At 70.2% G+C, this 20,459-nt stretch carries 20 protein-coding genes; 9 read left to right on the top strand and 11 right to left on the bottom strand.

Annotation, left to right across the window (positions count from 1 at the left end; translation table 11 throughout):
• Positions 1–234: 234 nt before the first annotated feature.
• The 8 genes from JEQ17_RS13620 to JEQ17_RS13590 all read right to left on the bottom strand — a co-directional run bounded on the left by JEQ17_RS13620 (position 235) and on the right by JEQ17_RS13590 (position 6,602).
• On the bottom strand, positions 235–693 hold the full coding sequence (locus tag JEQ17_RS13620) for a rhodanese-like domain-containing protein (RefSeq protein ID WP_234048190.1): 459 nt from the start codon (positions 691–693) through the stop codon (positions 235–237).
• Complete coding sequence (locus tag JEQ17_RS13615) at positions 690–1,235, bottom strand: cupin domain-containing protein (protein WP_200395518.1); 546 nt, start codon at positions 1,233–1,235, stop codon at positions 690–692. The genes JEQ17_RS13620 and JEQ17_RS13615 overlap by 4 nt, the downstream gene beginning before the upstream one ends.
• 80 nt (positions 1,236–1,315) lie before the next feature.
• Positions 1,316–1,363, bottom strand: coding sequence for a hypothetical protein (locus JEQ17_RS50700; protein WP_309506048.1), 48 nt, complete (start codon positions 1,361–1,363; stop codon positions 1,316–1,318).
• Positions 1,364–1,467: 104 nt separating this feature from the next.
• Positions 1,468–3,063 (bottom strand): FAD-dependent monooxygenase, encoded by a 1,596-nt coding sequence (locus tag JEQ17_RS13610; protein ID WP_200395517.1) that lies wholly within the window; start codon positions 3,061–3,063, stop codon positions 1,468–1,470.
• A gap of 190 nt (positions 3,064–3,253) precedes the next feature.
• The gene (locus tag JEQ17_RS13605; protein ID WP_200395516.1) at positions 3,254–4,168 is read right to left on the bottom strand and encodes an amino acid ABC transporter permease; all 915 of its coding nucleotides are present in this window, start codon (positions 4,166–4,168) and stop codon (positions 3,254–3,256) included.
• Positions 4,165–4,830, bottom strand: a complete 666-nt coding sequence (locus JEQ17_RS13600) for an amino acid ABC transporter permease (protein WP_200395515.1) — start codon at positions 4,828–4,830, stop codon at positions 4,165–4,167. Before JEQ17_RS13600 ends, JEQ17_RS13605 begins: the two co-directional genes overlap by 4 nt.
• Positions 4,831–4,919: 89 nt before the next feature.
• Entirely contained in the window at positions 4,920–5,765 is an 846-nt protein-coding gene (locus tag JEQ17_RS13595; RefSeq protein WP_200395514.1) for a glutamate ABC transporter substrate-binding protein, read from the bottom strand.
• A 60-nt stretch (positions 5,766–5,825) separates the two neighbouring features.
• Positions 5,826–6,602 (bottom strand): amino acid ABC transporter ATP-binding protein, encoded by a 777-nt coding sequence (locus tag JEQ17_RS13590; RefSeq protein WP_143638069.1) that lies wholly within the window; start codon positions 6,600–6,602, stop codon positions 5,826–5,828.
• A 280-nt stretch (positions 6,603–6,882) separates the two neighbouring features.
• Between JEQ17_RS13590 and JEQ17_RS13585 the strand changes: the two genes are divergently transcribed.
• Together JEQ17_RS13585 and JEQ17_RS13580 are read left to right on the top strand one after the other, a co-directional pair.
• Positions 6,883–7,569, top strand: a complete 687-nt coding sequence (locus JEQ17_RS13585; RefSeq protein WP_200395513.1) for a response regulator transcription factor — start codon at positions 6,883–6,885, stop codon at positions 7,567–7,569.
• A 9-nt stretch (positions 7,570–7,578) separates the two neighbouring features.
• On the top strand, positions 7,579–8,982 hold the full coding sequence (locus tag JEQ17_RS13580; protein ID WP_200395512.1) for a sensor histidine kinase: 1,404 nt from the start codon (positions 7,579–7,581) through the stop codon (positions 8,980–8,982).
• A gap of 68 nt (positions 8,983–9,050) precedes the next feature.
• On the opposite strand, the gene JEQ17_RS13575 is transcribed toward JEQ17_RS13580, so the two are convergent.
• Entirely contained in the window at positions 9,051–10,049 is a 999-nt protein-coding gene (locus JEQ17_RS13575) for a TAXI family TRAP transporter solute-binding subunit (RefSeq protein WP_200395511.1), read from the bottom strand.
• A 132-nt stretch (positions 10,050–10,181) separates the two neighbouring features.
• Here JEQ17_RS13575 and miaB point away from each other — a divergent pair, with 132 nt between their 5' ends.
• Positions 10,182–11,702: a tRNA (N6-isopentenyl adenosine(37)-C2)-methylthiotransferase MiaB gene (gene miaB, locus JEQ17_RS13570; protein ID WP_200395510.1), complete on the top strand. Its 1,521-nt coding sequence runs from the start codon at positions 10,182–10,184 to the stop codon at positions 11,700–11,702.
• Positions 11,703–11,784: 82 nt separating this feature from the next.
• Positions 11,785–12,576 (top strand): class III extradiol dioxygenase subunit B-like domain-containing protein, encoded by a 792-nt coding sequence (locus JEQ17_RS13565; RefSeq protein WP_200395509.1) that lies wholly within the window; start codon positions 11,785–11,787, stop codon positions 12,574–12,576.
• A gap of 504 nt (positions 12,577–13,080) precedes the next feature.
• On the opposite strand, the gene JEQ17_RS13560 is transcribed toward JEQ17_RS13565, so the two are convergent.
• Positions 13,081–13,365: an antitoxin gene (locus JEQ17_RS13560; RefSeq protein WP_200395508.1), complete on the bottom strand. Its 285-nt coding sequence runs from the start codon at positions 13,363–13,365 to the stop codon at positions 13,081–13,083.
• Between the two features lie 24 nt (positions 13,366–13,389).
• Positions 13,390–13,596, bottom strand: coding sequence for a gliding motility protein (locus JEQ17_RS13555; RefSeq protein WP_325176257.1), 207 nt, complete (start codon positions 13,594–13,596; stop codon positions 13,390–13,392).
• A 272-nt stretch (positions 13,597–13,868) separates the two neighbouring features.
• On the opposite strand from JEQ17_RS13555, the gene miaA reads away from it, so the two are divergent.
• The 5 genes from miaA (at position 13,869) to JEQ17_RS13530 (ending at position 20,369) form a co-directional block, all read left to right on the top strand.
• Positions 13,869–14,807, top strand: a complete 939-nt coding sequence (gene miaA, locus JEQ17_RS13550) for a tRNA (adenosine(37)-N6)-dimethylallyltransferase MiaA (RefSeq protein ID WP_200395506.1) — start codon at positions 13,869–13,871, stop codon at positions 14,805–14,807.
• A gap of 108 nt (positions 14,808–14,915) precedes the next feature.
• On the top strand, positions 14,916–15,437 hold the full coding sequence (locus tag JEQ17_RS13545) for a hypothetical protein (RefSeq protein WP_200401474.1): 522 nt from the start codon (positions 14,916–14,918) through the stop codon (positions 15,435–15,437).
• Positions 15,438–15,508: 71 nt separating this feature from the next.
• The gene (dapF, locus tag JEQ17_RS13540; protein ID WP_200395505.1) at positions 15,509–16,378 is read left to right on the top strand and encodes a diaminopimelate epimerase; all 870 of its coding nucleotides are present in this window, start codon (positions 15,509–15,511) and stop codon (positions 16,376–16,378) included.
• Between the two features lie 172 nt (positions 16,379–16,550).
• Complete coding sequence (locus JEQ17_RS13535) at positions 16,551–18,692, top strand: RelA/SpoT family protein (protein ID WP_200395504.1); 2,142 nt, start codon at positions 16,551–16,553, stop codon at positions 18,690–18,692.
• Positions 18,693–18,779: 87 nt separating this feature from the next.
• Positions 18,780–20,369 carry a M1 family metallopeptidase gene (locus JEQ17_RS13530; RefSeq protein ID WP_200395503.1) on the top strand — a complete coding sequence of 530 codons (1,590 nt, stop codon included), beginning with the start codon at positions 18,780–18,782 and terminating at the stop codon, positions 20,367–20,369.
• The last annotated feature ends 90 nt before the right edge of the window (positions 20,370–20,459 follow it).

The raw sequence follows: 20,459 nt of genomic DNA, 5'->3' as shown, positions 1-20,459 counted from the left end.
GGGGCTGGGAGTAAGGGGTGGTGCGCAATGGTGGGGGCCCCTTACTCGAAGGGGCCCCCACCGCTAACTATGCCCAAGTGGGCAGCGGAGTACGCCGACAGGGGAGGCTTTGTGTGCGGCAGGAACCGCCGCAGGGCACCCCGGGCAGGGGCGTGTATCTCCGACCTGGGCCAGGCAGGGCCGCGGCTCCGACCCGCGCACCTGGTTGGGCACCCGGTTGGGACGTAGCCCGGATCAGTAAGTCTGGCCGGAGGCCTGACCGGAGCTCTGGCCGGACGTCTGAGGAGCCACAGGCAGGCCGGCCGCACGCCAAGCCTGGAAGCCGCCCACCAGGTCTGTCGCCCGGTGGAGTCCCAACTGGCGCAGGGACGCGGCCGCGAGGCTCGACGCGTAGCCCTCGTTGCAGACGATCACGACGCGCAGGGCATGGCTCGTGGCTTCGGGAGCGCGATGGCTGCCCTGGGGGTCGAGGCGCCACTCCAGTTCGTTGCGCTCGACGACGAGGGCGCCGGGGATCAGCCCGTCGCGCTCGCGCAGTGCCGCGTACCGGATGTCGACCAGCAGGGCCTCGCCCGCCCGCGCGGCCTCGTGGGCGGCGTCGGCCTCGACCCGGTCGAGGCCCTCACGGACCCGCTCCAGCAACTCGTCGATCCCGACCGGGGTTTCGGCTCGCAGGGGGCCTTCGGCGGTCACTGCCAGTCCGCCGGGCGCTCGACCTGCTCAAGGCGCAGGACCTGGCCGCTGCGGCTGTAGCGACGGATCTGCGGCAGCGGCGGATAGTACGCGTGGACGGAGATCGCGTGCTCCTCCGTGGACTCGTTGAGCACCTCGTGCACATGGTGACGACCGAAGGAACGGCCCTTGCCCGCTCCCAGCCGCCGTTCCCGGTCGATGCCCTCGGTCAGTTCGAGGGTCTTCCAGCCGTCGGTGGGCAGCCGCGCGGTGAGCGAGTGCTCCTTGAGCTCGCCCGACGCCGTGAGGAAGGCGCCGACCGACTCGGCGTGATCGTGCCAGCCGGTGCCCGTACCGGGCGGCCAGCCGATGAGCCAGGCCTCGCTGCCGCCGGGCCCTTCGAGGCGCACCCATGTACGGCCCTCGGGGTCGAGCGGGAGAGAGGAGATCAGCTCGGCGTCACCGGCCGTGCGCCGGACGAAGTCGAGCAGCTCGGCCTGCGTGGGGCCGTGAGCCGGAGCGGCGGCAGAGGCAGCGGGCGTCAGGGAAGGGGAGACAGACACGGGTACCGTCCTGGTCAGCGTTCGCGTGGGAGCGCGCGGGAACGACATCGGCGACGCGCGCGGGTGGAGAGGATGCGAATTCAGCAGGACGGGCGACACACGCAGCCCGCATAGCGGACGAGGTCCATATGGACCCTCCGCCACAGGCGCACACAGGTGTCGGTCACGATCTGGAGTACACCATGACGGTCCGGACCGGTCAACTCAGTGTCACCGACTGGACAGAGCCCGCTCAGGACGTACCCGCGGCGGCCTCCGCCGTGGCCCGGGGGCCGCCCAGGGCCGCCTCCGCCGCCTCGTACAGATCCGCCGGGCGCACCCCGCTCAACGCCGTGACCAGGTGTCCGTCCGGGCGGATCAGCAGCACCGTGTGCGCCGCCGCACCCGGGTAGCTCTCGGCGACCAGCAGCTCGGCGTGGTGCGGCAGCGCGGTCACGGCGGCCGCGAGGCGCGGCATGATCCCGGCCGTCACCCAGTGCTTGCGCTCCCACACCCCGGTTCCCGGCGCGATCAGCAGGACCAGCAGCGCCCCGTGGCCCAGCCGGTCCCGCAGCCGTACGAAGGAACCGTCCTCCGCCGTCACCCGTACATCGGTGACCTGGTCGCCCACCGCCGTGCCGACCTCGGCCGACGACTCGGCGCGTGGAGGCGCGAGAGGCGAATCGGCGTACGCCCCCGGCGCGCCCAGCGGGCCGCGCCCCAAATGACCGTCGGTGAGCAACGAGTCATGGCCGCGGGCCGACCCGGGCACCGCCGAGCGCAGTCCTCCGGCACGCAGTATCGGCAGCGCCTGGTCCGCGGCGCGCAGGCGCGCGGCGACGACCGCGCGCCGCTCCACCTGGTAACTGTCGAGCAGCGCCTCGTGCGGGCCGTGGTGCCAGGCGAGGGACAGCTTCCACGCGAGGTTGTCGGCGTCCCGCAGACCGTCGTCGAGGCCCTGCGTACCGAGCGCACCGAGCAGATGCGCGGCGTCCCCGGCCAGGAAGACACGGCCGGCCCGCCAACGGCGCGCCAGCCGGTGATGCACCGTGTGGACTCCGGTGTCCAGCAGCTCGTACGGGGGTGTCGTGCCCCCGCTCCAGCCCGCGAGGGTCTCGCGGACGCGCGCCACCAGCAGATCCGGCGTGACCAGGTCCTTGCCCGGCGGCAGCAGCCAGTCCAGGCGCCACACGTCGTCCGCGAGCGGGCGTGCGGTCACCTCCCCGGCCGAGGGGCCCGACGTCCGCCACGGCGGCATCCGGTGCAACAACGCCTCGCCGGGCCACGGAAGTTCCGTACGCAGCGCGGCGACGGCGTGTCGCTCCACGGCGGTGCGACCGGGGAAGCGGATGTCCTGGAGCTTGCGCACCGTCGAGCGCGGTCCGTCGCAGCCGATCAGGTAGCTGCCGCGCCACCAGGTGCCCTTGGGTTCGCGGGTGTGCGCCGTGACGCCCGAGGTCTCCTGCTCGATCGAGTCGAGGCGGCTGTCCACGGCGACCTTGACCAGACGCTGGGTCGCGATGGCGGCCCTGAGCGCGGCGGTCAGTACGTGCTGGGGGACATGCAGCGGTGCGGGCTCGTCGTCGCCGAACGTGATCTGCCGCATCACCTGCTTGCGCCGCATCGACCGCCATCCGGCCCAACGGAAACCGGCCTCGGCGAGCGGGAACCCTGTCAGCCGCTCGACCAGCGCGGTGGTGTCCTCGCGCAGTACGACCGTGCGCGCGAGCCTCTGTTCGTCCTTGCCGGGACCCTCGTCCAGGACGACGGACGGGACTTCCTGGCGGGCCAGCGCCAGGGCGAGCGTGAGTCCGACGGGCCCCGCTCCGACGATGATCACCGGGTCCACGGCGCGGCGCCCCCTGCCCGGAGAGGTGTACCGAGGGTCTTACCGGGAGTGGCAGGTGGAGCGGGGTGCACGATCACAGAACGTATGCAACCCATTGCCGGTGCTTGCGTCAAGTGACGGAGGCAGTGGCGATCACGCCACTGCCTCCGGTTGCTCACATCTCGTCAGTTCTTCGGTGTGCGCGGGTCGTTCACGGACCCTTGTCGACCTCGTGGGTGACGTCCACGTGGTCGCCGGGCGCACTGAGCTCGTCGACCGCGTCCACTCCGAGGACCGCACCGGTGGACTTCTTGCCGCGGCGCAGCCTGCCCTCCAGCCAGCTCGCGAAACTTGTGAGGGCGAAGTTGATCACGATGTAGATGACCGCGACGATCGTGAAGCTGGCGATGGTGTTCGCGCCGTAGTAGGCGCTCATCGGGCTCACGGCCGCCATCAGGTCGGGGAAGGTGAGGACGGCGCCACCGAGTGCCGTGTCCTTCACGATCACCACGAGCTGGCTGACGATCGCCGGCAGCATCGCCGTGACCGCCTGCGGCAGCAGGATGAACCGCATCACCTGGTTCTTGCGCAGACCGACCGCCAGAGCGGCCTCGGACTGGCCCCTGGGCAGCGACAGGATGCCCGCCCGGACGATCTCCGCGAGGACCGAGGAGTTGTAGAGCACCAGGCCGGTGACGACCGCGTACAGCGGACGGTCGTCCGCATTGACGTTCGTGTACTCCGAGAACAGCGCGAGTCCGAAGATCATGAGGACCAGCACCGGGATGGCGCGGAAGAACTCCACCACGGCGCCGGCCGGAACGCGTACCCAGGCATGCTCGGACAGCCGGGCGATACCGAGGACGGCACCGAGCGGCAGTGCGATGACCATGGAGAGAGCCGCGGCCTTGAGCGTGTTCTGCAGACCGGGCCAGAGGTACGTGCTCCAGGCTTCGGTGCCGGTGAAGAAGGGCTTCCACAGCACCCACTCCAGCTGGCCCTTCTCGTCGAGCATGGTGTACACCCACCACAGCACCGCGGCGAGGGCGGCGAGGAACACCACGGAGAACACGACGTTCCGCCGCTTGGCCCGCGGGCCCTGGGCGTCGTACAGGACCGAGCTCATCGCTTCACCGCCACCTTCTTGCTCACCCAGCCGAGGATCAGACCGGTCGGCAGCGTCAGACACACGAATCCGAATGCGAAGACCGCGGAGATCGCGATGAGCTGCGCCTCGTTCTCGATCATCTCCTTCATCAGCAGCGCCGCCTCGGCGACACCGATCGCGGCGGCCACCGTGGTGTTCTTGGTCAATGCGATCAGAACGTTCGCCAGCGGGCCGACGACGGAACGGAACGCCTGGGGCAGCACGATCAGCGTCAGCACCTGCGTGAAGTTCAGGCCGATGGCGCGCGCCGCCTCGGCCTGGCCGACAGGCACCGTGTTGATGCCGGACCGCAGTGCCTCACACACGAATGCCGACGTGTACACGATCAGACCGAGCACCGCGAGCCGGAAGTTCGTGGTGTCGACCTGGTCCGATCCGAGGCTGATGCCCAGCGTCTGATTGAGGCCGAGCGAGGCGAACAGAATGATCACGGTGAGCGGGATGTTCCGCACGATGTTGACGTAGGCGGTACCGAAACCGCGCATGAGAGGCACCGGACCGACCCGCATGGCGGCCAGCAGGGTTCCCCAGATCAGGGAGCCGACGGCGGAGAGGACGGTGAGCTGCACCGTCGTCCAGAAGGCTTCCCACAGGTCGTAACCTTCAAGAAAGTCGAACACGATCTCCCGCGCTTCCGCGTGTGGGGAGGGGCCTTCCTGACAGGTGCGCCGTCCCGGAGGACGGCGCACCTGTCAGGTCAGGTCCCGCTTCACTTGACGATGTTGCCGATCTTCGGGGCGGGCTCGTTCTTGTAGTTCGCCGGGCCGAAGTTGGCCGTCACGGCCTTCTCCCACGCACCGTCGGCGACCATCTTCTCGAGAGCCGTGTCGATCTTGGCCTTGAGGTCGCTGCCCTTCTTGACGCCGATGCCGTAGTTCTCGTTGGTCATCTTGAAGCCGCCGAGCTTGAACTTGCCCTTGAAGTTCGCCTGCGAGGCGTAACCGGCGAGGATCGAGTCGTCCGTCGTCAGCGCGTCGAGCTGGCCGCTCTGCACACCGGTCAGGCACGCCGAGTACGTCGGGTACTCCTGCAGCTGGGCCTTGGGGGCGAGCTTGTCCTTGACGTTCTGCGCCGAGGTCGAGCCCGTCACCGAACACAGCTTCTTGTCGTTGAGGTCCTTCGGCGTCTTGATCGAGTCGTCGTCGGCGCGGATCAGGACGTCCTGGTGGGCCAGGAGGTACGGACCGGCGAAGTCGACCTTCGCGGCGCGCTCGTCGTTGATCGAGTAGGAGGCGGCGATGAAGTCGACGTCACCACGCTGGAGCATGGTCTCGCGGTCGGCGCTCTTCGCTTCCTTCCACTGGATCTGGTCCGCGTTGTAGCCGAGCTGCTTGGCGACGTACGTCGCGACGTCGACGTCGAAGCCCTCGTAGCCCTGCGGCGTTTTCTGGCCGATGCCGGGCTGATCGAACTTGATGCCGACGGTGATCTTCTTGCTGCCGCCGGAGCCGGTGTCAGCGCTGTCGCTGTCCTTGTCGTCCGAGCCGCAGGCGGTGGCCGTGAGGGCGAGTGCGAGGACGGCGGCCGAGGCGGCGGTGACCTTGCGGAGCTTCATGGTGAACATCCTTTGAGTGGTGAAGATGTGCGATCCGTCGGTGGCGGGTGACGCAGGCCGTCAGTGGTGCAGGATCTTCGACAGGAAGTCCTTCGCCCGGTCGCTGCGGGGGTTGCTGAAGAACTGGTCCGGCACAGCCTCTTCGACGATGCGTCCGTCCGCCATGAAGACGACGCGGTTGGCGGCCGAACGGGCGAAACCCATCTCGTGTGTGACTACAACCATCGTCATCCCGTCACGCGCAAGCTGCTGCATGACTTCGAGGACCTCGTTGATCATCTCCGGGTCGAGAGCCGACGTCGGCTCGTCGAAGAGCATGACCTTGGGGTCCATCGCCAGCGCCCGCGCGATCGCGACACGCTGCTGCTGACCGCCGGAGAGCTGGGCGGGGTACTTGTCCGCCTGCGTGGCGACACCCACCCGGTCGAGCAGCCCGCGGGCCTTCTCCTCCGCGGCCTTCTTGTCCGCCTTGCGGACCTTGAGCTGGCCCAGCATCACGTTCTCGAGCACCGTCTTGTGCGCGAAGAGGTTGAAGGACTGGAAGACCATGCCGACATCGGCCCGCAGCCGGGCCAGTTCCTTGCCCTCCTCGGGCAGCGGCTTGCCGTCGATCGAGATGTCTCCCGAGTCGATCATCTCCAGGCGGTTGATGGCGCGGCACAGGGTGGACTTTCCGGACCCGGAGGGCCCGATGACCACGACGACCTCACCACGCGCGATCGTCAGGTCGATGTCCTGGAGCACGTGCAACGCACCGAAGTGCTTGTTGACGTTCTTCAGTACGACCAGATCGTCGGCCGCGGGTACGGCGTCCTTGGTCACCGATACTTCGGTCATCGGCCTCTTGCTCCGTCCTCCTCGGTTGCGGAGGACAGTAGTGATGCCGCACGACCAGCGTCATTACATCTGAGGGGAAATTGAGCATAACGATCTGGTAGCAACCGGACACTCTTCGTGAAGGCCGTGGCGGGCACGTACCGGCTGCGTAACGGAAGTCGGCCGCGCCCCGAACACACTTGACGCCGTCAGCGTCATCGGACTGACTTCCAGGGGGCACGCGCGCGTGCCCACGTCTATCCACCGAAAACGTACGACCGATGAACCGAAGGGGGCCGGGATGAGACTGCTCCTCGTCGAGGACGACAACCACGTGGCCGCCGCTCTGTCCGCGGTCCTCGCACGTCACGGCTTCGACGTCACCCACGCCCGCAGTGGCGAGGAGGCCCTCCAGGCGCTCGTCCCCGAAGGCGCCGGCTTCGGAGTGGTGCTCCTCGACCTCGGCCTGCCCGACCAGGACGGCTACGAGGTCTGCGGCAAGATCCGCAAGCGCACCAGCATCCCCGTGATCATGGTCACCGCGCGTGCCGACGTGCGCTCCCGGATCCACGGCCTCAACCTCGGCGCCGACGACTACGTGGTGAAGCCGTACGACACCGGGGAGCTCCTCGCCCGTATCCACGCCGTCAGCCGGCGCACCGTCGCCGACGAGGCCGCGGCACCCGGCGAGACCGCACTGCACCTCGGACCCGTACGGATCGAACTGCCCACCCGGCAGGTCAGCGTGGACGGTTCGGTTGTCCAACTGACCCGCAAGGAGTTCGACCTTCTCGCCCTCCTCGCCCAGCGTCCCGGCGTCGTGTTCCGGCGCGAACAGATCATCAGCGAGGTCTGGCGCACCAGTTGGGAGGGGACCGGCCGCACCCTGGAGGTGCACGTCGCGTCCCTGCGCTCCAAGCTGCGCATGCCGGCCCTGATCGAGACCGTGCGCGGCGTCGGGTACCGGCTCGTCGCGCCCGCCGCGTAGCGGGGTCAGGTGCGCGCACGTCTCCTCCCGCTGCTCATCATCCTGATGGCGGCCGTACTGCTCGCCCTCGGCGTGCCCCTCGCCGTCAGCCTGGCGGCCGCCCAGCAGCAGAAGGTGGTCGTCGACCGGATCGACGACACGGCCCGCTTCGCGTCCCTCGCACAGTTCGTCACCGACCCGCCCAAGGGCTCACGGGTCGACTCCTCGGACGAGCGCCTCAACACGCTCGGCAGGGAACTCATCAAGTACAACGGGCTGTACGGCATCAAGGTCGGCGTGTTCTACCGCGACAACATCATGGCCAAGGCGCCCGCGGACTGGTACATCCCCGTGAAGGGCGAGGCCCGCGACGCCTTCGACGAGGCCTTCCAGAGCCGCCGCAGCCACGACCCCCAACAGGTCTGGCCGTGGCAACGGGACCGTCTCGTCGTGGCGTCCCCGGTCATCCGGGACGGTGATGTCATCGCCGTCGTGGTCACCGACTCGCCCACCGGACAGATGCGCTCCAAGATCCTGCGCGGCTGGCTGGTCATCGGCGTCGGCGAGATCGCCGCGATGCTCCTCGCGCTCAGCGCCGCGCTGCGCCTGACCGGCTGGGTGCTGCGGCCCGTACGCGTCCTCGACGCCACCACCCACGACATCGCGACCGGCCGCCTGAAGTCCCGCGTCGCGGCCGCGGGCGGGCCGCCGGAACTCAGACGCCTGGCCCGGTCGTTCAACGAGATGGCCGACAACGTCGAGGACGTGCTGGAACAGCAGCGCGCCTTCGTCGCCGACGCCTCGCACCAGCTGCGCAACCCCCTGTCCGCGCTGCTGCTGCGCATCGAACTGCTCGCCCTGGAACTGCCCGAGGGCAACGAGGAGATCGCCTCCGTCCGCACCGAGGGCAAGCGCCTCGCGCAGGTCCTGGACGACCTCCTGGACCTCGCCCTCGCCGAGCACGCCGAGGCGGACCTGCGGCTCACCGACATCGGCGAGCTCACCGCCGAGCGCGTGGCGTCCTGGTCGCCGGTCGCCGACGACAAGGGCGTACGACTCGTCGGGACCTGCCCCGCCACGACCGCGTGGGCCGACCCCGTCGCCCTCTCCAGCGCCCTGGACGCGGTGATCGACAACGCGCTGAAGTTCACCCCCGAGGGAGAGTCCGTCGAGGTCGAGGTGGCCTCCAACGGCGAGGTCTCGACCATCGTCGTCACCGACCTCGGCCCCGGCCTCAGCGACGAGGAACTCACCCGCGTCGGCGACCGCTTCTGGCGCAGCCCCGGCCACCAGAACGTCAAGGGCTCGGGCCTCGGCCTGTCCATCTCCCGCGCCCTGCTCTCGGCGGGCGGCGGCACCATCGCGTACGAGCACCACGAGCCGCACGGCCTGAAGGTGACGGTGAGCGTGCCGCGGACGGTGCCGGGAGCCTGAAACGGCCCCGTGAGCGGCGCCCGTGCCGTACCTGTGCCGCCGCCCCGGTCCTGCCGCCGTCCGAACCGCTACGGCTTGACCGAGCGGTAGTAGCGCCTCGCGCCCTCGTCCAGTTCCAGCGGGTCGGTGTAGATGGCGGTCCGCAGGTCCACGCGCTGTGCCGCGTGCACCTCCTCGCCGATGCGGTCGCGACTGTGGATCACCGTGCGGGTCATCCCCTCGGTCAGCGTCGTGTCCGTTCCCGCCCGGGTCACGAGCAGGTTCGCCACCGCGACCGTCTGCACGGAGACTCCGGACTGGGCACGGGGATAGGCCTCCGCCGGCATCACGGCGGACCGGTAGTACTCGGCCTCCTGGCCCTGCTCGTGCAGCTGCTCCACGAGGTCGGGGGTGATCGGGACCAGCCTGATGTCGAACCTGTTCGAGAGGTCGGTCACCGCACTCGTCGGGAGCCCGCCGGACCAGAAGAAGGCGTCGATCTTCTTCGATTCGAGCAGCTTCGGCATTTCCCCTATGCCGGCGGACACCGGCTGGATGTCCTTGTTCAGATCCAGGTCGGCCGCTCTCAGCACGTGCTCGGCGATGAGCCGCACCCCGGAGCCGGGCTGTCCCACCGCGACCTTCTTGCCCTTCAGCTGCCCGATGGACTCCACGGTGGACGTCTGGGGGACGACCACGTGCACGTAGTCGTCGTACAGTCGGGCGCAGCCGCGCAGCTTTTCCGCGCCCCGGCCGCCCTCCCGCTTGTACTTCGCCACCGCGTCGGCGGCCGCGATGGTGAAGTCGGCCTTTCCGGTCGCCACCCGCCGCACGTTCTCCTGCGAGCCGACGCTCTCCCGCAGCTCCACGTTCAGGCGTGGCATGTCCTTCGCGAGCGCCTCCTGCAGCAGCGTCCCGTACAGCTGGTACACGCCGGTCGCCGATCCCGTACTGAAGGACACCGTCCCGCCCGGTGAGCTCTTGCCCAGGGGCAGCAGCCACCACAGGAGCAGCCCGAAGGCCACGAAGGCGGCGGCCGAACCCTGCAGGGCCCGGCGTCTGCCGATACGGGAAAATGCCTGGAACATGCCGCGATCCTGCCAGCACACAGCCCACGATGACCAGGGCCGGGCCCCCGGAGGCGGGCGCCACGGTCCGCTCGTCCCCGCACGACGGGCGCCAGGGCCGGACGTACTCCGGGCACCGCCTACCCTTGTCGCATGAGCAGCAGCGACCGGAGCCGTGCAGTGGACCTGACGAGAACGTATGAAGTACGCACTTACGGATGTCAGATGAACGTCCACGACTCCGAACGGCTCTCCGGACTGCTCGAGGACGCCGGATACGTACGCGCGCCCGACGGCTCCGACGGTGACGCCGACGTCGTCGTCTTCAACACCTGCGCGGTCCGGGAGAACGCCGACAACCGGCTCTACGGGAACCTCGGCAGGCTCGCGCCGATGAAGACGAAGCGGCCCGGCATGCAGATCGCCGTCGGCGGCTGCCTCGCCCAGAAGGACCGCGACACCATCGTGAAGAAGGCGCCCTGGGTGGACGTCGTCTTCGGTACGCACAACATCGGCAAGCTGCCCGTCCTCCTGGAGCGCGCCCGCGTACAGGAAGAGGCACAGGTCGAGATCGCCGAGTCGCTCGAAGCGTTCCCCTCGACGCTGCCGACCCGCCGCGAGAGCGCGTACGCGGCCTGGGTCTCCATCTCCGTCGGCTGCAACAACACCTGCACCTTCTGCATCGTCCCGGCGCTGCGCGGCAAGGAGAAGGACCGCAGGACCGGCGACATCCTCGCCGAGATCGAGGCGCTGGTCGGCGAGGGCGTCTCCGAGATCACGCTGCTCGGGCAGAACGTAAACGCTTACGGCTCCGACATCGGCGACCGTGAGGCCTTCAGCAAGCTCCTGCGGGCCTGCGGGAAGATCGAGGGCCTGGAGCGCGTCCGCTTCACCTCCCCGCACCCGCGCGACTTCACGGACGACGTCATCGCCGCGATGGCCGAGACCCCGAACGTCATGCCGCAGCTGCACATGCCGATGCAGTCCGGTTCGGACACCGTCCTGAAGGCCATGCGCCGCTCCTACCGGCAGGAGCGCTACCTCGGGATCATCGACAAGGTCCGCGCCGCGATCCCGCACGCCGCGATCACCACCGACATCATCGTGGGCTTCCCCGGCGAGACCGAGGAGGACTTCGAGCAGACCCTGCACGCGGTCCGCGAGGCCCGCTTCGCGCAAGCGTTTACGTTCCAGTACTCCAAGCGCCCCGGCACCCCGGCGGCCACCATGGAGGGGCAGATCCCCAAGAAGGTCGTGCAGGCGCGCTACGAGCGTCTCGTAGCCCTCCAGGAGGAGATCTCCTGGGACGAGAACAAGAAGCAGGTCGGCCGCACGCTGGAGCTGATGGTCGCCGAGGGCGAGGGCCGCAAGGACGGCGCCACCCACCGCCTCTCCGGCCGCGCCGCCGACAACCGCCTGGTGCACTTCACCAAGCCCGACACCGAGGTCCGCCCCGGCGACGTCGTCACCGTCGAGATCACGTACGCCGCACCGCACCACCTGCTCGCCGAGGGCGCCGTCCTCGATGTGCGCCGCACGCGCGCGGGGGACGCCTGGGACAAGCGCAACGCCACCGAGGCAGCGAAGCCGGCGGGCGTCATGCTGGGGCTGCCGAAGATCGGCGCGCCCGCCCCGCTGCCGGTCGCCACGGGCAGCGGCTGCGGCTGCGACTGAGGGCCCGGCGTAACGCGGACGGGGTGTGGCCTCGCTGCTGAGGAGTCCCGTCCGGACGTCGCTCGGGGCTACGCTGCCGATCATGCTTGTCGCCGCCGCCGTCTGCCCCTGCCCGCCCCTTCTCGTGCCCGACGTCGCCGCGGGCGCCGCGCCCGAACTGGACGCGGCGCGTGCCGCCTGCACTGACGCGCTGGGGGTACTGGCCGCCGCACGGCCCGACCTGCTGGTGGTCGTGGGCCCTGCCGAGCAGAGCGGCCGTGGAGCCCACCCGGAGGGCGCGCGGGGCACGTTTCACGGGTTTGGGGTGGATCTCGAGGTCAGGCTGGGGCGGAACGGGGATCGGATGGGCCGCAAGGGGGATCGGCTGGGCCAGAACAGGGTCCGGACGCCGGAGGGTCCGGCCGGGTCCGGACTCGTCGAGGGTGCCGATCGGCCCCTGCCGCCGTCGCTCGCGGTCGCGGCCTGGCTGCTCGGTCGTACGGACTGGTCGGACGCCCCCGTCGAAGGTCTCGGCGTGGGGGAACCTCTCGCGGCCGAGCGGTGTATCCAAAGCGGAAAGGAAATCGCCGCGCGGGCCGAGAGAGTGGCGTTGCTGGTGATGGGCGACGCCAGCGCATGCCGCACGCTCAAGGCACCCGGGTATCTGGACGACCGGGCGGCGGGCTTCGACGCGGAGGTGACGCATGCGCTCGGAACGGCCGACGTGGCCGCGCTCAAGACACTGGACGCGGAGCTGGCGCACGAACTGAAGGCCTCCGGGCGCGCGCCCTGGCAGGTGCTCGCGGGCGCGGCCGAGGGGGCGGGGCTCGCGGGCGCGCTCCTGTACGAGGACGCGCCCTACGGCGTGGGGTACGTGGTGGCGGCCTGGTCGTAGTGGCTGGGCCAGGCGTCGGGCATCGGGCGTAGGACCTGGGATTGGACCTGGGCCTGGCGTGGGGCCTGGACCTGGGCTTGGGACTGGGGTCGGGCTTGGGCTTGGGACCGGAGTAGGGCCCGGACCTGGGCGGGGCCTGGGCCTGGGCGGGGCCTGGGCCTGGAGCAGGGCCAGGGCCTGGGCCGGCGTAGAACTCGGGGCGGCCGGTCCGAGTGCCCGGGATGGTCGGTCGTAGCGCCCGAGGCGGTTGTAGTGACCGCGCTCGCCCTGGCCCCGCGCGCTGGTCGTAGTGCCCGCGCGCGTCGGGTACGTGGTACCGGCCTGGACGCCCTCTGCGCCTCTGCCGGGGATTCGGGCACGGGCGAAGTCGGCAGATGCGAGGCGGCCCGCAGGGGGCAACAGGCGGGCGGTCGCCGCGAGGCCGTGGGGCGTCAGGGCGCTGCCAACACGGCGGACGGCCCGGAGCTCAACGTGCTCCGAGGCCGTCCGCCGATGTGGTGTCGCTCAGGATGCCGAGGGCGGTGATGCCGGGGGAGACGGGGGCGTCGCCCCGCCGTCCGTACCGTCACCCTCCTTGTGCGCGAGTCGGTCCAGGGCGCCCTTGGCCTTGCCCGTGCCCGTCTGGATCTTGTCGCTGTACTTGCCCTTGGTCTTCTCATCGGCCAGCTTCGCGGCCTTGTCGAGACCCTGCTCGATCTTGTCGATCTTTCCCCCGTGCTGCTGCGCGAGGTCGGAGACCTTCTCCTTGGCAGGCGCGAGCCTGGCCTTGAGGTTGTCCAGGAGACTCATGGTTCACCTTCCCTCGCGGGACAGTTACTTGCGGGCGCCCTCGCCGGCCTCGCTGTCTGCCGCCGCCTCGGCGGACTGCTGCTTGGGGATCTCGACGCCCTCCGCCGCGGACTCCTCGGACTCCGCCGACTCCGTCGCCGCTCCGGACGAGGTCTCGGTCTCGGCCTTGGCCGACCCCTTCGCCGCGTCTTCCGCCGAGTCCTCCGCGTCCGCCCCGGACTCGGCCGTCACAGCGTCGGTCTCAGCCTCAGCCGTTGACGCCTCCTCCGAACCCTTGGACTTAGGCCCATCCTTACGAAGAAGTCGTGCAAAAACGCCCATATCATCTCCATACTCTACTCATGTGGGCGAAATTCCGAGCTGCCCGGTGCGTCCCATTGCGTCGCCCGGGTCACCGGCCCTCACGACCGGCGGCTGGAACCTCGCAACAGGCAACGACCCCGGCCCCGCGCCGTCACGTAGCTCGTTCGAGAAGTGGCCCCGAGGTTTGCGAGACTGTTGCGGTGAGTAGTCCTGCCCCCGCCCCGCGGGTCATCGCCGTCGTCGGTCCCACCGCGGCGGGAAAGTCCGATCTCGGCGTCCATCTGGCCCAGCGCCTGGGCGGTGAGGTCGTCAACGCCGACTCGATGCAGCTCTACCGGGGGATGGACGTCGGTACCGCCAAGCTGACGCCCGAGGAACGGGGTGGCATCCCGCACCACCTCCTGGACATCTGGGACGTGACGGTCACGGCGAGTGTCGCCGAGTACCAGCGCCTCGCGCGCGACCGCATCGACACACTCCTCGCCGAGGGCCGCTGGCCGATCCTCGTCGGCGGCTCCGGGCTGTACGTCCGGGGCGCCGTCGACAACCTGGAGTTCCCCGGCACCGACCCCGAAGTGCGGGCCCGTCTGGAGGAGGAGCTCACCCTGCGTGGCTCCGGTGCCCTGCACGCCCGGCTGGCCGTCGCCGACCCCGAGGCCGCCCACGCGATCCTGCCCAGCAACGGCCGCCGGATCGTCCGGGCCTTGGAGGTCATCGAGATCACCGGCAAGCCCTTCACCGCCAACCTCCCCGGCCACGACTCCGTCTACGACACCGTGCAGATCGGCGTCGACGTGGCGCGCCCCGAGCTCGACGACCGCATCGCCCTGCGGGTGGACCGCATGTGGGAGGCCGGCCTGGTCGAGGAAGTGCGCGCACTGGAGGCGCAAGGGTTGCGCGAGGGGCGTACGGCGTCGCGCGCCCTCGGCTACCAGCAGGTGCTCGCGGCGCTCTCGGGGGAGTGCACGGAGGACGAGGCGCGTGCCGAGACCGTACGGGCCACCAAGCGCTTCGCGCGCCGTCAGGATTCCTGGTTCAGACGCGATCCACGGGTGCATTGGCTGAGTGGGGCTGCGGCGGATCTCACAGAACTTCCGCAGCTCGCGCTGGCGTTGGTCGAACGACCGGTCACAGCCTGATCACGTCCTGGCATCGGGACGCTCCGGCCGTCATCCCGGTATCCGAGGCCGTGCCATCATCGAGCTTCGATCGACCAAGTGGAGTCCGAGTTGGGAGGGCGCGTGGCGATGGAGGCCGGCCCTCGCGACACCGCACAAGGCGCGGAACAAGGCACCGCCGCCGGCGGGGCGCACGACACCGCACAGGAGCAGCAGGACCCCGATGAGGACCGACTGAGCCCGGACGGGCCCGACGAGATCACCGGCGGGGTCACCGCCGACGGTCCCGAGCCCGACGAGATGTTCCCCGGGCCCGAGGTCGAGGTCGAGCTCCGCCCGCAGCGCCGCATGCGCATCTGGCAGCTCGCACCCATCGTGAGCCTCGCCGCACTCGGCTCCCTGATGTTCGCCTTCCCGCTCGCCTTCGACTTCGGCGACAGCGGGGCCATGATCGCCATGCTCGGCCTGCTGATCTGCTCCTGTGCCGCCGGCTGGGGCATGATGGCGGCCCGCCGCGTGGGTTACACGTGGCCGGGCCTGCCACAGCGCGGCTCCGGCCGCCGCCCGGACTGGCGGGTCGTGATCGCGTACGCGGTGGTTGTCGCCGCGGTCGTGGTGCTCGCCGTGGGGCGAGTGGCGCGGCTGCGCTGAGCCTCCTCCGGTGTGGTCCGGCTGCCGGACCGCACGGCCGGGTTGTCGTACCGACCCCTTACGATCGAGGGATGAGCACGCGGATCGCCTTCCTCAAGGGGCACGGGACCGAGAACGACTTCGTGATCATCCCCGACCCCGAGAACGTCATCGACCTGCCCCCGGCCGCCGTCGCCGCCCTGTGCGACCGCCGAGCGGGCATCGGCGGGGACGGTCTGCTGCATGTCGTACGGTCCGCGGCGCACCCGGAGGCCCGGGCGATGGCCGCCGAAGCGGAATGGTTCATGGACTACCGCAACGGCGACGGCTCGGTCGCGGAGATGTGCGGCAACGGAGTGCGTGTGTTCGCCCACTATCTCCAGCGCGCCGGACATGTGGCCGAAGGTGACATCACCGTCGCCACCCGCGGAGGCGTCAAGACGGTGCACATCGCCAAGGAGGGCGACATCACCGTCGGCATGGGCAAGGCGCTCCTCCCCGAAGGGGATGTCACCGTGAGCGTCGGCGACCGCAGCTGGCCCGCGCGCAACGTCAACATGGGCAACCCCCACGCGGTCGCCTTCGTGGAGGACCTCGACCACGCCGGAGATCTGTACACCGCGCCGCCGTTCAGCCCCGCCTCCGCGTACCCGGACGGCGTGAACGTCGAGTTCGTCGTCGACCGTGGTCTTCGTCACGTTGCTCTGCGTGTTCACGAGCGCGGCTCCGGCGAGACCCGCTCGTGCGGCACGGGCGCGTGCGCCGTGGCCGTGGCGGCGGCGCGCAGGGACGGCGCCGACCCCGCGGTGACCGGCACACCGGCGACGTACACGGTCGACGTGCCCGGCGGGCGTCTGGTGATCACCGAGCGGCCCGACGGCGAGATCGAGATGACCGGGCCCGCGGTGATCGTCGCAGAGGGTGAGATCGACGCCGGGTGGCTCGAAACCGCGACCCCCTGAACCTTCGCTCGAATGGGTGATCCGTTTCACGCTCGGCGAGAGGCGGTCAGCCGGGCGTGGTGGGCTCGGTAGCATCAAGCACCGGCCCGGACGGGGGAACGACGCCATCCCCAGAGCCGCGCAGTACGCCATGGGGCACCCCGTCCGCCGGTCCACGCAGCCGGAGGTGCCCATGAGTGCGGAGGCCACGAACCCCGCGACGCCCGGCCCCATGACGCCCGGGGCACAGCGCAGGAGAAGCCGCCCCCGGATCGACCTGCGGCGCCTCGGCCGGGCCGCTCTCCTGGGGCCCACGGTCCGCGGCCGGCTGCCCGACGCGATCGGCCACGTGGTCGAGGCCCATCGCGCCCACCACCCCGACGCCGACCTGGACCCGCTGCGCCGCGCGTACGTCCTCGCCGAGTCCTCGCACCGCGGTCAGATGCGCAAGAGCGGCGAGCCGTACATCACGCACCCGCTCGCCGTGACGCTGATCCTCGCCGAACTGGGCGCGGAGACCACGACTTTGACGGCGTCTCTGCTCCACGACACCGTCGAGGACACGGAAGTGACTCTCGATCAGGTGCGTGAGGAGTTCGGCGAGGAGGTCCGCTATCTCGTCGACGGCGTGACGAAGCTGGAGAAGGTCGACTACGGGGCGGCCGCCGAGCCCGAGACGTTCCGCAAGATGCTCGTCGCCACCGGCAGCGACGTACGCGTGATGTCGATCAAGCTCGCCGACCGGCTGCACAACATGCGCACCCTCGGCGTGATGCGCCCCGAGAAACAGGCGCGCATCGCCAAGGTGACGAGAGATGTCCTCATCCCGCTCGCCGAACGCCTGGGCGTGCAGGCCCTGAAGACCGAGCTGGAGGATCTCGTCTTCGCGATCCTGCATCCCGAGGAGTACGCCCACACCCGCCAACTCATCGTCAACAACGCCTCGCGCGCCGACGATCCGCTCGACGAGATCGCCGAAGAGGTGCGGGTGGTCCTGCGCGAGGCAGGTCTGCAGGCCGAAGTCCTCATCCGGCCACGGCACTTCGTCTCCGTGCACCGCGTCTCGCGCAAACGCGGCGAGCTGCGCGGCTGCGACTTCGGACGGCTCCTGGTGCTCGTCAACGAGGACGCCGACTGTTACGGGGTCCTCGGCGAACTGCACACCTGTCTCACGCCCGTGGTCTCGGAGTTCAAGGACTTCATCGCCGTTCCCAAGTTCAACCTGTACCAGTCGCTGCACACCGCGGTCGCCCGCACCGACGGCCAGGTCGCCGAAGTCCTCATCCGGACGCACCAGATGCACAAGGTCGCCGAGGCCGGCGTCATCGCGCTCGGCAATCCCTACGCTCCTCCTTCGGAGGAGCAGACGGACGGCGACGGCACGCGCGCCGGCGACGCGGTGGACGGCGAGCGCGCCGACCCGACCCGTCCCGGCTGGCTCTCCCGCCTCCTCGACTGGCAGGAGGCGGCCCCGGACCCCGACACGTTCTGGTCGACGCTCCGCGAGGACCTCGCCCAGGACCGGGAGATCACCGTCTACCGGCCCGACGGCGGCACGCTCGGGCTGCCCGCGGGCGCCAGTTGCGTCGACGCCGCGTACGCCCAGTACGGCGAGGACGCGCACGCCTGCATCGGCGCGCGCGTCAACGGCCGCCTGGTGAGGCTCAGTACAGTCCTGAGCGACGGCGACACCGTTCAACTGCTCATGGGCCAGGACGCGGCCTCCGAGCCCTCCAGGGAGTGGCTGGAGCACGCGCACACGCCCGTGGCGCGGATCGCCATCACCCGCTGGCTGGCCGCGCACCCGTCGCCCGCGACACCGCCCGAGGCTCCCGCCACGACCCGCCGCCCCTCCGCGGACGCGCCTGCCGCGCGCCCGGCCGCCGCGGACGTGGTCGTCGACCAGCCCGGCGCGACCGTACGCCTCGCGGGCTGTTGTACGCCCGTGCCGCCCGACGACATCACCGGCTTCGCCGTACGCGGCGGAGTGGTGACCGTGCACCGCGTCGAGTGCGCGGGCGTGACCCGCATGAAGGACCTCGGGCGCACGGAGGTCTCGGTGCGCTGGGGCGACACCTCGGAGTGCCGCGTCACGCTCTTCGTCGAGTCCTTCGGGCGGCCCCATCTGCTCGCCGACCTCACCGAGGCCATTGCCCTGGAGGGTGTGGACATCGTCTCGGCGACCGTCGAACCACCCAGCCAGCAGCGAGTACGCCACACCTACACGCTCCAACTCCCCGACGCCGCCCACCTTCCCGTGCTGATGCGGGCGATGCGCAATGTTCCGGGTGTCTTCGACGTGGGCCGCGCACAGCACCAGACGACGACTCCGTAGAACAGCGACTCGGCGGAAAGCGCCCGTTCGGGTGGGCTCGGCGCGAGTCGTCGCCGTGGGGCGGGCGGTCGCTGATAGCCGTGGTCCATGCTGCGCACCCCCAGGACCACCCCCCGTGCCGGGACGCCACCCCAGAAGGTCCCCCGAAGGCTCCGCACGGCGTTCCTCGCCTCCGCCGCCTCCGTCTGCCTCATCGCCGCGAGCGCGCCCGCTCCGGCCCCGCTCGGCATCGGCGACCGGCTCTTCCCGCACCTGGGCAATCCCGGGTACGACGTCATGGCGTACGACCTCGCCTTCACCTATCCCGGCAGCAACAGCAAGCCGCTGCCGGCCGTCACCACGATCGTGGCCAGGCCGACAGACCGGCTGGAGCAGGTCAATCTTGACTACTCGCTCGGAACAGTGCGATCCGTCGAGGTCAACGGCGAGCCCGCGGAGTTCCGGAGCGTCGGCGAGGACCTGGTGGTCACCCCCGCGGAGCCACTGCCGCCCGGCATCCGGATGCGGATCACCGTGCGCCACGACAGCAACCCCGTGTCGAGCAAGGACCAGGACAGCGGCTGGGTGCGGACCGAGGACGGACTCGCGATGGCCAACCAGGCCGACGCCGGCCACCGGGTCTTCCCGAGCAACGACCACCCCTCGGACAAGGCCCTGTTCACCTTCCGGGTCACCGCGCCCAACGGCTACACGGCCGTCGCCAACGGGCTGCCCCTGGACGTGAACCGGCGCGCCGCGGCGACCACCTGGACGTACCGGACCGAGCACCCCATGGCCACCGAGCTGGCCCAGATCTCCATCGGCCGCTCCTCGGTGCTGCACCGGAGCGGACCGGACGGACTGCCCGTACGAGACGTCGTGCCCACCAAGGACCGCGAGCTGCTCGAACCGTGGCTCAAGAAGACACCCGACCAGATCGCCTGGATGCAGGAGAAGGTCGGCGACTACCCCTTCGAGACGTACGGGCTGCTGATCGCCGAGGCCCGCACCGGGTTCGAACTGGAGACACAGACACTCTCTCTCTTCGAGAGAGAGCTCTTCACCCGGCCCGAGTACCCGAAGTGGTACGTCGAGGCGATCATGGTGCACGAACTGGCGCACCAGTGGTTCGGCGACAGCGTCTCCCCGCGCACCTGGTCCGACCTGTGGCTCAACGAAGGCCACGCCACCTGGTACGAGGCCCTCTACGCCGAGGAGAAGGCCGACAGGCCCATGGAGGCGCGGATGCGTGCCGCCTACCGGGCCTCCGACACCTGGCGCGCCACGGGAGGCCCGCCCGCCGCGCCCAAGGGGGCCGCGCCCGGCGAGAAGCTCAGCATCTTCCGCCCGAACGTCTACGACGGCAGCGCCCTGGTCCTGTACGCGCTGCGCGAGGAGATCGGCCGCCGCTCCTTCGAGCAGCTGCAGCGGACCTGGGTGAGCACCCACCACGACGGGGTCGCGGACACCGCGGACTTCATGCACCTGGCCTCGGGCATCGCGGACCGGGATCTGAGCGGGTTCTTCGAGGCCTGGCTCTACGGGGAGAAGACCCCGCCCATGCCGGGCCACCCCGACTGGCGCAGCGAGAAGCCCGTGGAGAAGCCCGCCAAGCCTGCGGAGAAGCCGGCAGAGAAGCCCGCCAAGCCCGTGGAGAAGCCCGCCAAGCCCACTCGACAGCCGCAAAAAACCCGGTGACGAGACGGGCCGTGCCGTGCGAACATCTTCACGTCGACGCCACTTCGGGTCGGCGGCACTGCCCTCCGGAATCCGGACGGGAATCTCCCG

This window comes from Streptomyces liliifuscus (genome assembly GCF_016598615.1).
Classification (GTDB): Bacteria; Actinomycetota; Actinomycetes; order Streptomycetales; family Streptomycetaceae; genus Streptomyces; species Streptomyces liliifuscus.
This window is presented reverse-complemented; position numbering and strand designations above follow the sequence as displayed.